11 protein-coding genes and 3 tRNA genes are annotated in these 15,195 nt (G+C 63.0%); 5 read left to right on the top strand and 9 right to left on the bottom strand.

Annotation, left to right across the window (positions count from 1 at the left end):
- Nucleotides 1-32: 32 nt before the first annotated feature.
- The 4 genes from I6L45_RS07760 to I6L45_RS07745 form a co-directional block, all read right to left on the bottom strand.
- Nucleotides 33-109: transfer RNA gene (locus I6L45_RS07760), tRNA-Trp, on the bottom strand.
- Between the two features lie 52 nt (nucleotides 110-161).
- Nucleotides 162-1,346, bottom strand: coding sequence for an elongation factor Tu (gene tuf, locus I6L45_RS07755; RefSeq protein ID WP_005306325.1), 1,185 nt, complete (start codon nucleotides 1,344-1,346; stop codon nucleotides 162-164).
- 172 nt (nucleotides 1,347-1,518) lie between these two features.
- Nucleotides 1,519-1,593, bottom strand: a tRNA-Gly gene (locus I6L45_RS07750).
- Between the two features lie 38 nt (nucleotides 1,594-1,631).
- Nucleotides 1,632-1,716 (bottom strand) — tRNA-Tyr (locus tag I6L45_RS07745).
- A 263-nt stretch (nucleotides 1,717-1,979) separates the two neighbouring features.
- On the opposite strand from I6L45_RS07745, the gene coaA reads away from it, so the two are divergent.
- The gene (gene coaA / locus I6L45_RS07740) at nucleotides 1,980-2,918 is read left to right on the top strand and encodes a type I pantothenate kinase (RefSeq protein WP_216983882.1); all 939 of its coding nucleotides are present in this window, start codon (nucleotides 1,980-1,982) and stop codon (nucleotides 2,916-2,918) included.
- Nucleotides 2,919-3,008: 90 nt separating this feature from the next.
- On the opposite strand, the gene birA is transcribed toward coaA, so the two are convergent.
- Nucleotides 3,009-3,974, bottom strand: a complete 966-nt coding sequence (gene birA, locus I6L45_RS07735) for a bifunctional biotin--[acetyl-CoA-carboxylase] ligase/biotin operon repressor BirA (RefSeq protein ID WP_216983881.1) — start codon at nucleotides 3,972-3,974, stop codon at nucleotides 3,009-3,011.
- A complete protein-coding gene (gene murB, locus I6L45_RS07730; protein ID WP_216983880.1) occupies nucleotides 3,971-5,008 on the bottom strand; it encodes a UDP-N-acetylmuramate dehydrogenase in 1,038 nt (345 codons plus the stop codon). The genes birA and murB overlap by 4 nt, the downstream gene beginning before the upstream one ends.
- Nucleotides 5,009-5,148: 140 nt before the next feature.
- Here murB and I6L45_RS07725 point away from each other — a divergent pair, with 140 nt between their 5' ends.
- Nucleotides 5,149-5,802, top strand: coding sequence for a TrkA family potassium uptake protein (locus I6L45_RS07725; RefSeq protein WP_134694305.1), 654 nt, complete (start codon nucleotides 5,149-5,151; stop codon nucleotides 5,800-5,802).
- Complete coding sequence (locus I6L45_RS07720; RefSeq protein WP_216983879.1) at nucleotides 5,799-7,154, top strand: TrkH family potassium uptake protein; 1,356 nt, start codon at nucleotides 5,799-5,801, stop codon at nucleotides 7,152-7,154. The genes I6L45_RS07725 and I6L45_RS07720 overlap by 4 nt, the downstream gene beginning before the upstream one ends.
- Nucleotides 7,155-7,221: 67 nt before the next feature.
- Here I6L45_RS07720 and I6L45_RS07715 read toward each other — a convergent pair whose 3' ends face one another.
- Entirely contained in the window at nucleotides 7,222-9,198 is a 1,977-nt protein-coding gene (locus I6L45_RS07715; RefSeq protein WP_216983878.1) for a DNA topoisomerase III, read from the bottom strand.
- A gap of 286 nt (nucleotides 9,199-9,484) precedes the next feature.
- Between I6L45_RS07715 and I6L45_RS07710 the strand changes: the two genes are divergently transcribed.
- Both I6L45_RS07710 and torA read left to right on the top strand, forming a co-directional pair.
- Nucleotides 9,485-10,615 carry a NapC/NirT family cytochrome c gene (locus I6L45_RS07710; protein ID WP_216983877.1) on the top strand — a complete coding sequence of 377 codons (1,131 nt, stop codon included), beginning with the start codon at nucleotides 9,485-9,487 and terminating at the stop codon, nucleotides 10,613-10,615.
- A gap of 22 nt (nucleotides 10,616-10,637) precedes the next feature.
- Nucleotides 10,638-13,118: a trimethylamine-N-oxide reductase TorA gene (torA, locus tag I6L45_RS07705; protein WP_216983876.1), complete on the top strand. Its 2,481-nt coding sequence runs from the start codon at nucleotides 10,638-10,640 to the stop codon at nucleotides 13,116-13,118.
- A 146-nt stretch (nucleotides 13,119-13,264) separates the two neighbouring features.
- Here torA and I6L45_RS07700 read toward each other — a convergent pair whose 3' ends face one another.
- Nucleotides 13,265-13,726: a hypothetical protein gene (locus I6L45_RS07700; RefSeq protein WP_043763982.1), complete on the bottom strand. Its 462-nt coding sequence runs from the start codon at nucleotides 13,724-13,726 to the stop codon at nucleotides 13,265-13,267.
- Between the two features lie 93 nt (nucleotides 13,727-13,819).
- Nucleotides 13,820-15,169, bottom strand: a complete 1,350-nt coding sequence (locus I6L45_RS07695) for a sensor histidine kinase (RefSeq protein ID WP_216983875.1) — start codon at nucleotides 15,167-15,169, stop codon at nucleotides 13,820-13,822.
- Between the last annotated feature and the right edge of the window lie 26 nt (nucleotides 15,170-15,195).

Raw genomic sequence — 15,195 nt, 5'->3', positions numbered from 1 at the left:
AGACACAAAAGCCCCGTACGAGACGAGGTATATGGCAGGGGCGGCAGGACTCGAACCCGCAACCATCGGTTTTGGAGACCGCTGTTCTACCAATTCGAACTACGCCCCTGCATAAGAAAGCCCCTATTATAGGGGCTTTGCTTTATTTATGTAAGCCAAGATTAAGCGATAACTTTGGCTACAACACCAGCACCTACGGTACGGCCACCTTCACGGATGGCGAAACGCAGGCCGTCGTCCATCGCGATCGGGGCAATCAGGGTAACAACCATCTTGATGTTGTCGCCCGGCATTACCATCTCTACGCCTTCCGGCAGTTCGATGGTACCGGTCACGTCGGTAGTACGGAAGTAGAACTGCGGACGGTAGCCCTTGAAGAACGGGGTGTGACGACCACCTTCTTCCTTGGACAGCACGTACACTTCAGATTCGAACTTGGTGTGCGGCTTGATGGTGCCCGGCTTGGCCAGTACCTGACCACGCTCTACGTCTTCACGCTTCACGCCACGCAGCAGGGCGCCAACGTTCTCACCAGCACGACCTTCGTCCAGCAGTTTGCGGAACATTTCAACGCCGGTACAGGTGGTCTTGGTGGTATCTTTGATACCAACGATTTCCACTTCTTCACCAACTTTAACGATACCGCGCTCTACACGACCGGTAACTACGGTACCACGGCCAGCGATGGAGAAGACGTCTTCGATCGGCATCAGGAACGGCTGGTCAATGGCACGCTCCGGCTCCGGAATGTAGGTGTCCAGGTGGCCAGCCAGTTCCAGGATCTTCTCTTCCCACTGAGCTTCGCCTTCCAGCGCTTTCAGTGCGGAACCACGTACTACCGGCAGGTCATCACCCGGGAAGTCGTACTCGGACAGCAGTTCGCGAACTTCCATCTCGACCAGTTCCAGCAGCTCTTCGTCATCTACCATGTCGCACTTGTTCATGAACACGATGATGTACGGAACGCCTACCTGACGACCCAGCAGGATGTGCTCACGAGTCTGCGGCATCGGGCCGTCAGTCGCTGCTACTACCAGGATTGCGCCGTCCATCTGGGCAGCACCGGTGATCATGTTTTTAACGTAGTCGGCGTGACCCGGGCAATCTACGTGAGCGTAGTGACGGGTAGCGGTGTCGTATTCTACGTGGGAGGTGTTGATGGTGATACCACGCTCACGCTCTTCCGGTGCCTTGTCGATCTGGTCGAAGGCGAAAGCTTTACCACCGAAGTGCTTGGCCAGCACGTTGGTGATGGCGGCGGTCAGGGTGGTTTTACCGTGGTCAACGTGGCCGATGGTACCCACGTTAACGTGCGGTTTATTACGCTCAAATTTTTCTTTAGACATGATCGTCCCTCTAAACTAACGCTGAGTACGCGGTGGCAAGCTAACCACAGAACAGTTTATATGATGGATTTGAATCAGGGGGAGTAGAGAGGCTGGTGCTGACAGGCTGGTTCGATTGCCGAACTCACCCTAGGGTGTGGCTTTCAGAATTACCTGAGCCATATCAGCATCTTGGAGCGGGCAGCGGGAATCGAACCCGCATCATCAGCTTGGAAGGCTGAGGTAATAGCCATTATACGATGCCCGCATTTCTCTAACCCAAAGAACTCAAACCGCAGAGAAATATGGTGGAGGGAGAAGGATTCGAACCTTCGAAGGCAGAGCCGTCAGATTTACAGTCTGATCCCTTTGGCCGCTCGGGAACCCCTCCAGTTGCACAAATGCCACAACGGTAATTCTGCTTGCACCCGTTGTTTTTATCGCTTTTGCTGGGCAAATAGGCGACAGACATCCAAGCGTCGCGCATTTTATGGTAAGGATTTTGGGGATGCAACCATTGCGCCTTGCAAAATGTGCATTATTGCCGGGATCTATGCAAAAAAACGCTCCTTCTCCGTCACGGCCGGACAGGTCCCTTGTCGCTCCCGACCCCTTGGTGTATGGTCGCCCTGCCCAAGAAACAGTGATGACACCATGACGACAGAGCATAACCCCTATTTGCAATTCACCCGCGAACAATGGGCGTTATTGCGCGATGCGGTCCCCCTGACCCTGACCGAGCACGATCTGCAGACCTTGCGCGGGATCAACGAGAAGGTGTCATTGCGGGAGGTGGAAGAGATCTATCTGCCCCTCTCCCGCCTGCTCAATCTCTACGTCAAGGCCAAGCAGCGCCGCAGCCGGGTGCTGGAGCAGTTTCTCGGCCAGTCCCGCGGCAAGGGCACCTACATCATCAGCATCGCCGGCAGCGTGGCGGGCGGCAAAAGCACCACGGCGCGTATCCTGCAGGCGCTGCTGGAGCGTTGGCCGGAGCACCCCAAGGTCGAACTCATCACCACGGATGGTTTTCTCTATTCCAAGAAGGAGTTGGAGGCCCGCGGCCTGATGCGCCGAAAGGGGTTCCCCGAATCCTACGACATCCGCCATCTGGTGGAGTTTGTGGCCAATGTTCGTGCCGGCCACGAGAAGGTCGAGGCCCCCGTCTACTCCCACCTCATCTACGACATCCTGCCCGACGAGAAGAAGGTGGTGGAACAGCCGGACATCCTGATCCTGGAAGGGCTCAACGTGCTGCAGAGCGGCATGGATTATCCTCTGGATCCCCATCGCGTCTTCGTGTCGGATTTTGTCGACTTCTCCATCTACGTGGACGCCGAGGCTGACCTGCTCAAGAGCTGGTACATAGAGCGTTTCCTCAAGTTTCGCAGCGGCGCCTTCTCCGACCCCAACTCTTACTTCCATCACTATGCCCAGCTCAGCGATGGGGAGGCGGTGGCCGTCGCCTCGGGGATCTGGCAAGAGATCAACTACGTCAATCTGGTCGAGAACATACTGCCGACCCGGGAGCGCGCCAACCTGATCCTGACCAAGGGCAACGAGCACGCCATCGAGCAAATCAAGCTGCGCAAGTAGCTTCAGCACTCAGCTAAGTCAGCTAAGAATGAAGAGGGGGCCCACAGGCCCCCTCTTCTTGTCTGGCATCCCGAGCGGATGAGTGCGTGCTCAGTCGCCCCGGCGCAGGGAGATCTCCCCCCCCAGGTAGAGCTTGATCCCCTCCTCCGTCTCCAGACGCAGGGCACCGCGATCGTCGATCCCCCGGGCCGTCCCGCGGATCACCTGCTCCCCCATCAGCAGCTTCACCGGCTGACCGGCAAAGTGATCGAGCCGGTTCCACGCCTCGACAAAACTCGCCAGCCCCGTCTGTTCGAAGGTCTGCATGGCCTGCTGCAGATGCAGCAGCACGGAGGCGGCCAGCTGGTTGCGATCCACCAGTTCAGGCTGGATGTGGCGCAGCTCGGACCAGGCCTGATCGATCTTCTCCCCCTGCTGCCGTGGCATGGCCAGGTTCAGGCCGACCCCGATCACCAGGTGGCAGCTGGCCCCGGCACTGCCGCTCATCTCCACCAGAATGCCGGCCAGCTTGCGACCCTGATAGTAGAGATCGTTGGGCCACTTCAGCTCCACCCCGGGGTAGCCAAGGGATTCCAGCGCCTCCACCACGGCCACCCCGACCGCCAGACTCAGTCCCATGGCCGCCGCCATACCCTGTTCCAGCCGCCAGTACATGCTCAGGATCAGCTGGCAGCCGAAGGGGGAGACCCAGGGCTTGCCACGGCGCCCCCGCCCGGCGGTCTGGCACTCGGCCAGGCAGCTCTCGCCTGAGCTCAGCTGGTTGACGCGCTCCAGCAGATACTGGTTCGTGGAGTCGATCACCGAGAAGCAGTGCACCGGTGCCATGGGGGCCTGCGCCCGCAGCTGCGCCTCGTCGTACAGCGCCATGGGCACGGCCAGGCGATAGCCCTTGCCGGTCAGGCTGAACAGATCCAGCCCCAGCTCCTTGAGCGCCGCCATGTGTTTGCTCACCGCCGCCCGGCTGATGCCGAGCTGCTCGCCAAGCTGTTCACCGGAGTGGAACTGGCCGTCGCTCAGCAGGCCGATCAGGGTCTGTCTGATGGGAGTCAGGGTCATGAGAGCACCTCGTCCAGCCAGGTCTCGCCCTGTGCTCCCATGAAACGCACCTCATGCTCCAGTGCCACGCCGAACTTCTGCTCCACGCTGTCGCGCACATGGGCTGCCAGGGCGATCAGCTCCATGGCGCTGGCGCCACCGAGGTTGACCAGCACCAGTGCCTGCTCCTGATGGACAGCGGCGCGGCCGATGGCAAAGCCCTTGAGCCCGCACTGATCGATGAGCCACCCCGCCGCCAGCTTGGCCAGCCCTTCACCCGCCGGATAGAGCGGCATCTGGGGGTATTTCAGCTTGAGGGACTCCGCCAGTGCGGCGGGCACCACGGGGTTCTTGAAGAAGCTGCCCGCGTTGCCGAGTATCGCCGGGTCTGGCAGCTTGGCCATGCGGGTGGCGCAGACGGTATCAAAGATGGCTTGCGCCGTCGGAGCCTCACCCAGTGCGGCCAGGGGGCCATAACCGGCAACCGGTCGCCAGGCCTTGGGCAGGCGCAACCCGACCGCGGTGATGAAGTGGCTGTCCTGGTAGTCGTGCTTGAAGATGCTGTCACGGTAGCCGAATTGGCAGTCGGCCGCGGCGATGCGCTCCAGCTCGCCGCTTTGCCAGTTGAATGCTTCCACGTAGGCGCAGACGCTGGCCAGCTCGACCCCGTAGGCCCCGATGTTCTGCACCGGGGCGGCACCGACGGTGCCGGGGATCAGCGCCAGGTTCTCCAATCCGTGCCATCCCTGCCGCAGGGCATGGCACACCAGCTCGTGCCAGTTCTCGCCCGCCGCCACATGCAGGAGCCAGTGCTCGCCTTCGTCATGAGCCGCGATCCCCTTCATGCCGTTGTGCACCACCAGGCCGGCAAAGTCATCACAAAACAGGATGTTGCTCCCCCCTCCCAGCACCAGGCGCGGCAAGGCGCTCAGCTCGGCGCTGGCTCGCAGCTGCACGAGGTCATCGAGCTGGGTCACCTCTGCCAGCCAGAGGCAGTGAGCCTCGAGGCCCAGGGTGTTGAGGGTCGACAAGGGGGCATGGGGGGTGAGTTTCATCTGTGTGTCCCGACAAGATCAGGGGCGCAGTTTACCCCAGATCGTGCAGGACGAAAAATCCGGGTGCGGATCGGACTCAGACTTCTCGGACTCAATCCGCTGGAGTAGAGTAACTTCTTCGACCCCCTGAGGAGGCATGAATGAACAACCAATTCGCCGTCATCGGTCTCGGCCTGTTTGGCAGTGCGCTGTGTGAAGAGCTGCAGCGGCAGGATGCCGAAGTGTTGGCCATCGACATCGATGAGAGCAAGACCCGCCAGATCGCCACCCTGTGCAACCATGTCATCGTCGCCGATGCCACCGACGAGGCCACGGTCGCCGAACTCGGGCTGGCCAGCTTCGACATCGTCTTCGTCGCCATCGGCGACAACCTCGAGACCAGCATCCTCACCACCCTCGTGCTCAAAGAGGCCGGCGTGAAGAAGGTGTGGGTCAAGGCGCGCGACAAGTTTCACGCCAAGATCCTGCAGAAGGTGGGTGCCGACAAGGTGATCAACCCCGAGTGGGACATGGGACGCCGGGTAGCCCAGAGCATGCTGGACAACCGCCTGTTCGACTATCTGGAGCTGGGCCACGACATGGTGCTGACCGAGTTCGTGATCGGTCTGCAACAGAACGCCCGCACTCTAGCCGATCTACACCTGCTGCAGCAGAGCGACTTCCAGCTGCTGGCCATCAAACGCGGTGAGGTGCTGCACAACGTGCTGACCGGCAAGATGGAGCTGCAGCTCGGTGACATCCTGATCCTGGCCGGCAACAAGCACGCCATCGATCACTGGCTCGACACCCTATGATCAACTGGCGCAGCAACTACACCTTCACCCTCTATCGGGAGGACAACTCCCGCTGGAGTGAAGCCAGGCTGATCCTCGGCAGCTTCCTCATCATCCTGCTGGTCGGCACCCTGTTTCTGGTTCAACCCTCCAGCCACAAGGGCGAGGTCACCTTCATCAACGCCCTGTTTACCGCCACCTCGGCCATCAGCGTGACCGGTCTCGGGGTGGTGGATACAGGTACGGCCTTCACGCTGCAGGGACAGATCATCCTGCTCATCCTGATGGAGATAGGCGGGCTGGGCCAGATGACCATGACCCTGCTGCTCATCGCCATGTTCAGCAAACGGGTCGGCCTGCGCCAGCAGGTACTGGCCAAGGAGGCGCTGGGGCAGGAGGGGTCGGTCAACATCGTCCAGCTGGTGAAGCGCATCGTCCTGTTTGCCCTGATTGCCCAGCTGATCGGCACCGCCATCATGGCCATTCGCTGGGTACCCGAAATGGGGTGGTCCCACGGCCTCTACGTCAGCTTTTTCCATGCGGTATCCGCCTTCAACAACGCCGGTTTCTCGCTGTTTGCCAACAATCTCATGGACTATAGAGATGACCCCATCATCAGCCTGACCATTCCGGCCCTGCTCATCCTCGGCGGCGTCGGCTTCACCGTCATCGTCGATCTGGTGCGTCACCGTCGCTGGCGCAAGCTGAAACTGCACAGCAAGCTGATGCTGGTAATGACCCCTGCACTGCTGCTGCTGGGCACCCTGATGTTCTGGCTGCTGGAGCACAACAATCCCGGCACCTTCGGCAATGCCGATCTGAGCGGTCAACTACTGGCCGCCTTCTTCCAGTCTGCGACCGCCCGTACCGCAGGATTCAATACCATAGACATCGGCCAGATGGTGCCGGCCTCACTGCTGTTCATGATGATGCTGATGTTCATCGGGGCCGGAGCGACATCGACGGGGGGCGGTATCAAGGTGACGACCTTCGCCGTGGTGCTGCTGGCGACCCGGGCCTTCCTGACCAAACGGCCCCATGTCACCGCCTATGGCCGCACCCTCTCCCCCCAGATAGTGACCCGATCGCTGGCCATCATCATCGTCAGCACCATGGTGCTGATGCTGGCGATGTTCCTGCTGATGCTCACCGAGTCACACTCTTTCGACAAGATCATGTTCGAGACCGTCTCGGCCTTTGCCACCGTCGGCCTCTCGACCGGCATCACTGCCTCCCTGAGCGAACCGGGCAAGCTGATCCTGGTGCTGGTGATGATCTGCGGCCGTCTCGGCCCGCTGACCCTGGCAATCATGCTCTCCAGACCGAGCGAGACCCGGATCCGCTATCCGGAAGAGAGCGTCTACACGGGGTGATCCCTTGCATGCAAGCGAATGAAGAGAGGGGCCCCTGGCCCCTCTCTTGCGTTCAACGCTTGTCAGCTCAGGCGGCCTTGCTCCCGCTCGAGCGCTTGCCCGTGCTCTTGCGGCCACCCCCACCTGCGCTGGTGGGGGCCGCGCTCTTGCGTCGGGTGAAGCGTCGCTTGGCCGCCCCCGGCGCCGTCTTTGGCAGGGCATTGAAGCTGGCGCCGGAATCCTGCCTGGCCCCCTCCACCAGCCCGTGCAGCTGTTCGGTCAGGGGCCCCATGAATTGCTGGTAGCTGCCGTGGCGCTCGGCGATCTGGCCGAGGCTCTGCTCCCACAGCGCCGTCATGTCCGGCGTGGTGGCGCTGGCAGGCAACGCCTGAACCAGGGCTCGTCCGGTGGGCGTCGCCTTGATGTTCTTGCCCTGACGCACCAGGAAGCGGCGCTTGAACAGCAGATCGATGATCCCGGCCCGGGTCGCCTCGGTGCCGAGGCCGTCGGTCTCCCGCAGGGTCTTGCGGATCTCGGGATCCTGCACGTAGCGGGCGATGCCGGTCATGGCCGCCAGCAGGGTGGCGTCGGTGAATGGCTTGGGCGGCTGGGTCATCTTCTCCAGCAACTCCCCCCGCTCGCAAAGCAGTTGCTCCCCCTTCTTCAGGGCGGGCAGAGTGCCGGCTTTCTCTTCATCGTCATCTTCCTCCACCCCGAGCAAGGCCTTCCAGCCCGCCTTGAGGATGCGGCGCGCCTTGGCCTGGAACAGGCCGCCGGCAAGGCGCAGCAGCACCTTGCTGTCGTTGTACTCGAACGGCGGATAGAACTGCAGCAGGTACTGGCGGGCGATGAGGCCATAGAGTTTGGCCTCGTCGGCTCCCAGGCTCCCCTCGTTGCCGCGCTTTTCGGTGGGGATGATGGCGTGGTGGGCATCCACCTTGCCGTCGTTCCACGCCTTGCTGCGGATCCTGCCGTCCGCCTCGTTCACCGCCCTGGCCAGCGCCGGTGCCGTGGCAGCGATCGCCTCCCGCACCTGGGGTGCCCGGTTGAAGTGTTCGCTCGGCAGATGGCGACTGTCCGATCTGGGGTAGGTGATGAGCTTGTGGCGCTCGTAGAGGCTCTGGCAGACATCCAGCACCCGCTTGGCATCCATGCCGAAACGCTTGGCCGCATCGATCTGCAGGCTGGAGAGGTTGTAGGGCAGCGGCGCCGCCTGCTTGCGGGCCTGCTCCTCCACCTCCTCTACCTGCGCGGACTGCCCCTGGATCCGCTCCACCACCTTGGCGGCCAGCGCCCGGTTGAGCACCCGCCCCTCCTCGTCCTGCCACGGCAAGCAAGCCTCGGAGGGCAGCCACTTGGCGCTGAAACGCTCGTTGTTGTCGGTCACCAAGTGGGCCAGCACCTCGTAAAAGGGCTTGGGGACGAAGGCCTCAATCTCGAGATCCCGTCGCACCACCAGCCCGAGCAAGGGAGTCTGCACCCGACCGACCGACAGCAGCTCGCTGCAGCCCCCCTTGCGGCCCAGCAGGGTATAGGCGCGGGTCATGTTGATGCCATAGAGCCAGTCTGCCCGGCTGCGGGCCAGGGCCGACACCGCCAGGGGCACGAACTCCTTGTTGTCCCTGAGCTTGTCGAGGGCACGGCGCACCGCCGGCGGGTTGAGGTCGCTGATGAGGCAGCGCTGCACCGGTTTGGTTTTGGGGTAGCCGAGGAAGTCGATCACCTCGTCCACCAGCAGCTGCCCCTCCCTGTCCGGGTCACCGGCGTTGACCACGCAGTCGGCCTGCTTGATGAGGCGCTTGATGACGGCGAGCTGGGTCCTGGTCTTGGGCTTGGCCACCAGCTGCCACTGGCTCGGCACTATGGGGAGGTGATCCATCCGCCACTGTTTGAAGGCGGCGTCATAGGCATCGGGCTCTGCCTGCTCCAGCAGGTGGCCGATGCACCAGGTCACCACATCCCCCTGGGCTGTCTCGATGAACCCCTCCCCCTTCTTGTGGGGCTTGGGCAAGACGTCGGCGATGGCGCGGCCAAGGCTGGGTTTCTCGGCGATAAAGAGTCGCATGACAGACACACCTGGATACTGTATATGCGAACAGTATACATCTCTCGCCATACAAAGCCCAAGCCCGGGCTGACCAGCCGAACCTGCAGGCGGAGGATCCATCCTTTGCGGCGTCCTTCACCGTTCACAGGCAGGAATCGACTTATATACGGGAAATTATATAAACATAAAACTTTAGGATAAAAAAAGGTCTTAATTCGAAATAAAAGTCATGACCAAGGTCAACCCCGTGAACCCCAAGACTACTACTATATTGGTATTACCCGATTCGAAGGACACTGTCGCCATGCTTGGAAAAATGCTGAGAAAGACCTGGTTCTGGCTCCTGCTGCTCGGAGCCCTGCTGGGGGTTGCCGCGCTGGGGGTCACCGTCACCGTGCTGCACAAGACCAGCTCCACCGAGTTCTGCGTCTCCTGCCACACCATGCAGACCCCGCTCGCCGAGTATCAGGGCAGCGTCCACTTCCAGAACGCGAAGGGCATCCGTGCGGAGTGCGCCGATTGCCACATCCCCAATGATCCCGCCTCCTACCTCTGGACCAAGATCCGCGCCGTGAAGGACATCTATCACGAGGCGATCGGCACCCTCGACACCCCTGAAAAATACGAGGCCCACAAGCTGCGCATGGCGCAGTCGGTGTGGGATCAGCTCAAGGCCAGCGACTCCGCCACCTGCCGCAGCTGTCACAGCTACGCCGCCATGGACATCCTGGCCCAGCGCCCCAACGCCCGCGCCGAGCACCCGGTCGCCATCAAGGAGGGACAGACCTGCATCGACTGCCACCGCGGCGTCGCCCACATCATGCCCGACATGAGCGAGCTGGCCGCCGCCGGTGCCAGCGAACTGGCCGCGGCTGCCGCCCAGACGCCCGCCTCGGTCACCACCCGCTACGCCATCGCCACCACTCCGCTCTATCTGGATGCCAAGGCCACCACGGATGAAGGCACCCTGATGCCCTCCACCCAGGTTGCCATCCTGGCCAGCGACAACGGCCGCGCCCAGGTGCGCATCGACGGCTGGCAGCAGGATGGCGTGAGCGAGGTGTTCTACGCCGCCCCCGGCAAACGGATCCTGAGCGTGCTGGTCGGCGAGACCGCCAGAAAGGCCCTCGTGACCGGCCAGAGCGAGACCGACAGCACCACCAACCTCACCTGGCATCAGGTCAGCCTGACCGCCTGGGTCGACCAGCGCCAGCTCATCGGCGATCAGGGCAAGCTGTGGCAGTACGCCTCCACCCTGATGTCCAACAACTGCACCGGCTGCCACGGTCTCACCGCGCTCGACCACTTCAATGCCAACCAGTGGATCGGCGTCATCAAGGGGATGGAGTCCCGTACCTCCCTCACCCCGGAGCAGGCTCGCATGCTCACCCAATACGTGCAGAAACACGCCAGTGACATGAGCACTGCGCACTAAGGCCGGAACAGAGGATTTCCCCATGACTTTTTTCAATGACCAACAGACCAACCTCTCCCGCCGCAGCCTGCTCAAGGGCCTGGGGGCCTGCGCCGCCCTGCCCCTGCTCGGCACCCTGTTACCGAAACACGCCCTGGCCCAGGCCATCAGCACGGCCCTCGAACAGTTCCCCACTCTGGTGCCCGCCCAGAAGGGCATACTGACCGGTGCCCACTGGGGAGCGTTCGAGGCCATCGTCGCCGATGGTCGCATGGTACGCGTCCAGCCGGTGGCGGACGATCCGGCGCCGAACGATCTCATCGACATGGCGCCGTTCCAGGTGCACGCCAAAAATCGCATCAAGTACCCCATGGTGCGCAAGAGCTGGCTGGAACACGGCCCGGGCGCCAAGCCCGAGCTGCGCGGCGCCGACCAGTGGGTGCGGGTGAGCTGGGAGCAGGCCATCGCCCTGGTGGCCGGCGAGATCCAGCGGGTCCAGTCTGATTTCGGCCCCCAGGCCATCCACGCCGGTTCCTACGGCTGGAAGAGTGTCGGCATGTTCCACAACAGCCGCACCCTGCTGCACCGCCTGATGAACCTGGCCGGCGGCTTCACCGGCTATGCGGGTGACTACTCCACCGGCGCCGCTCAGGTGATCATGTCCCACGTGATGGGCTCCATCGAGGTGTATGAGCAGCAGACCGCCTGGCCCAACGTGGTGGAGCACGCCGAACTGGTGGTGCTCTGGGGGGTCAACGCCCAGGTCACCCTGAAGAACAGCTGGAACATGCCGGATCACGAGGGGCAGGCCGGCTTCAAGGCGCTGAAAGAGAAGGGCACCCGCGTCATCAGCATCGATCCCGTCTACAACGAGACCGCCAAGCAGGCCAATGCCGAGTGGATTGCCCCGAACGCCTACACCGACGTGGCCATGATGCTGGGGGTCGCCCACACCCTGTATAGCGAGGAAAAGCACGATCAGGCCTTCCTCGATCGCTACACCACGGGGTTCGACACCTTCCTCGCCTACCTGCTCGGCAAGGACGACGGCGAGCCGAAGAGCGCCGAGTGGGCGGCCGCCATCTGCGGCGTCGAGGCCAAGGTGATCCGCCAGCTCGCCCTCGACATGGCATCCAGGCGCACCATGATCATGGCCGGCTGGGGCATGCAGCGGCAGCACCACGGCGAGCAGCCGAACTGGATGCTGATCACCCTGGCGGCCATGCTGGGCCAGATCGGCCTGCCTGGCGGGGGCTACGGCTTCAGTTATCACTACTCCTCCGGTGGCAGCCCCACCGCCAAGGGGGGCATACTGGCCGGTATCTCCGCCGGCAACGCGCCGAAGAACAGCCCGGCCCCCATCCCGGTGGCCCGCATCGCCGACTGCCTGGCCAACCCGGGCAAGACCATCGACTTCAACGGCCGCAAGGTGACCTACCCGGACGTCAAGCTGGTCTACGTGGCGGGGGGCAACCCCTTCCACCACCACCAGGACACCAACAACCTGCTGCAGGCCTGGCGCAGGCCGCAGACCGTGATCGTCCACGAGCCCTACTGGACCGCCACCGCCAAGCACGCCGACATCGTGCTGCCGGTGACCACCAGCTACGAGCGCAACGATCTGGAGATGGGGGGCGACTACTCCCAGCGCTATGTGTTCCCGATGCACCAGTGCGTACCGCCCCAGTTTGAAGCGCGCAACGACTTCGACATCTTCAGCGCCGTGGCCGCCAAGCTGGGGCTGCAGGAGCAGTACACCGAGGGCAAGGACGAGATGCTGTGGCTCAAGCAGATGTACGACGGCATGGCCGCCCAGGCACGCGGTGCCCGTGTGGCGCTGCCGCCGTTCAGCATGTTCTGGGAATCCAACAACTACGTGCGCTTCCCCATACCGGAAGCGAACCGCCAGTGGATCCGCCACGCCGATTTTCGCGAGAACCCGTTGCTCAACCCGCTCGGCACGCCGTCCGGCAAGATAGAGATCTTCTCCAAGACAGTGGCGAGCATGGGCTATGCCGACTGCGCCGGCCACCCCAGGTGGTATGAACCCAGGGAGTGGGTGAAGAGCGAAGTGGCGGCACGCTATCCCCTGTCGCTCAACACCTCCCACCCGACCCAACGGCTGCACTCCCAGCTCGACAACACCCCGCTGCGGGACAAGTTCGCCGTGGCCGACCGGGAGGCCATCCTGATCCACCCGGCCGATGCCAAGGCGCGCGGCATCCAGGATGGCGATCTGGTGCGCGCCTTCAACGAGCGCGGCCAGATACTGGTGGGAGCCCGGATTTCGGAGGATATCCGCCCCGGGGTGGTGCGGATCTGCGAGGGGGCCTGGTTCGACCCGGCCAAGCCGGGGGAGGCGGGGAGCCTGTGCAAGAACGGCAACGTCAACTGCCTCACCTTCGACGAGGGCTCCTCCAGCCTGGCCCAGGGCAACTGCGGCCACATGGCCCAATTGCAGATAGAGAAGTACAGCGGCCCCGTGCCGGCCAACACCGCCCACGAGGTGCCCGCCAACGCCTGATGTTGGCTGGCAGGCCAAAAAAAACGGCGCCATCAAGGCGCCGTTTTCTTATTCAAATGACCTAGAAGGGCCTTAGAAGTCCCCTTCGACCATATACTCTGCCGCACACTCGACCCAGGTTGTGGCCAGAGCGCAGACGAGGCGACTCAGAAGTCACCCTCAACCATGTACTCTTCCGCGCATTCCACCAGCTGGGGCCAGAGATCTTCCGGCACCCAGGCCTCGGGGTCATCCTCGTCCCCGTCATACTGGGTCCAGAAGAAGGCCCGCAACCCGCTCGCGAAGTCGTCGCTGATCTCCGCCAGCTCGGAGAGCGGCCCCAGCCAGGCGATGCGACGCAGGCCGGAGGCGAGATCGTTGATGGCGTCCATCAGGCTGCGGTCGTCCAGGCTCTGCTCCACCAGCAGGGTGAAGCGCTCGCGGGCGCTCTCGGTCTGGTCCTCGTCCAGCTCGCCCACATCGGCCAGCAGATCGACGAAGTCCTCCAGCAGGAACTGGATCAGGGCGTCCCTGTCCTCAAACCACTGGATCTGGGCTCCCTTGGTCCCCAACACGGAGGCATCGAACGAATCGTCGAGATGACACAGTGCCCACGGATCGTCACTCATTGCTACCCTTCCTCAACCTTGAAACAAAGTGCCTTATCTTATGCCGGGCGCCCACCCCTTGCCAGCGCGGGCGAGACAGGGCGCCAACGATGCCTAGCTCTCGATCCTGGCGACCTTGGGCAGGGAAAGGGAGGCGGCCAGACCGCCGAGCTCCGCCCGCCCCATGATGAGGCTGCCGCGATAGGCTTCCGCCAGATCGGAGACGATGTTGAGGCCGAGGCCGGAGCCGGGCACTTTCTCGTCGAGGCGCACCCCTCGCAGCACCGCCTTGGCGATCTGATCCTCGCTCATGCCGGGACCGTCATCCTCGATGCGCAGGGTGATCCAGCCCCCCAGCTCGGCGCTGGAGATACGCAGCTGGCCGGCGGACCACTTGAAGGCGTTTTCCAGCAGGTTGCCCACCATCTCGTCGAAGTCCTGCTCCTCCACCCCGACCGCCAGATTGGCGGGTACCTGCAGATCCACCGTCTTGCCCGGATAGAGGCGGGAGAAGGCGCGGCAGATGTACTCCACCCTGGCCCGCACCGGGGTCGAGACGCCGAGGATCTTGGCGGCGCCGGTCACCCGCGCCTTGCCGAGGTGGTAGTCGATGTGGCGCTGGATCTGATCGAGCTGCTCGCCGAGGGCGGCCTGATCCTCCGGCGGCAGCTGGGCCACCTGGTTGCGCATGATGCTGAGCGGCGTCTTGAGGGCGTGGGCCAGGTTGCCAGTGTGGGAGCGGGCCCGCTGCAACAGCTCGCCGTAGTGGTGCAGCAGCCGGTTGATGTCCTCCACCAGCGGCTGGATCTCCAGCGGATAGCGCAGCCGGAACCCCTCCTGATGGCCCTGATGGACCCGGCTCAGCTCGCGGCGAAGCAGGTGGAGCGGGCGCAGGCCGTAGACGATCTGGAACATGAAGCCGAGCACAAGGCCCGTGGCCGCGAAGCCGAGGCCGAGGAAGAGGCTGATCCGGGTCTTCTTCAGGGTCTGGGTCAAAGCGCTGCTGTCCTTGGCCATCACCAGGGTGAAGACCCTATCCGAACCCGGCAACAACACGGTGCGGGTCATGATCAGCAGGGGCTCCTTGTTGGGCCCCTTGCCGACGAAAAGATCCGGATCGCCGAAGGCCGACTTCAGGCCGTGGGCGCTCAGGTGGGCATCCCACAGGGAACGGGAGCGGCTCACCACCGTCTCGCCCAGCTCCAGCTGCCAGTAGTAGCCGGAATAGGGCTGACGATAACGGGGGTCGGCCATGGGTTCGGTCACGACAGGCATGCCATCCGGCTGGATCTCGAGGCGGGAGAGCAGATCGTAGAGCTGCAGGCGAAGGCCGTCAGCCTCCGCCTCCTGCCAGTAGTTGCGCATCATGGTCTGCAGGCTGAAACCGGTGGCGAACAGGAATAGGCCGCACCAGACCAGGGCGATGGCTACCAGCCGTCCCCGCAGGGTTCGCACCAGCCTCATTCAGCCCACCATGACGTCGCGTACCT

Origin of the sequence: Aeromonas sp. FDAARGOS 1415 (assembly GCF_019048365.1) — a bacterium.
Lineage (GTDB): Bacteria > Pseudomonadota > Gammaproteobacteria > Enterobacterales > Aeromonadaceae > Aeromonas > Aeromonas taiwanensis.
The sequence above is the reverse complement of the archived record's forward strand: the minus strand, read 5'-3'. Positions and strand labels throughout refer to the sequence as shown.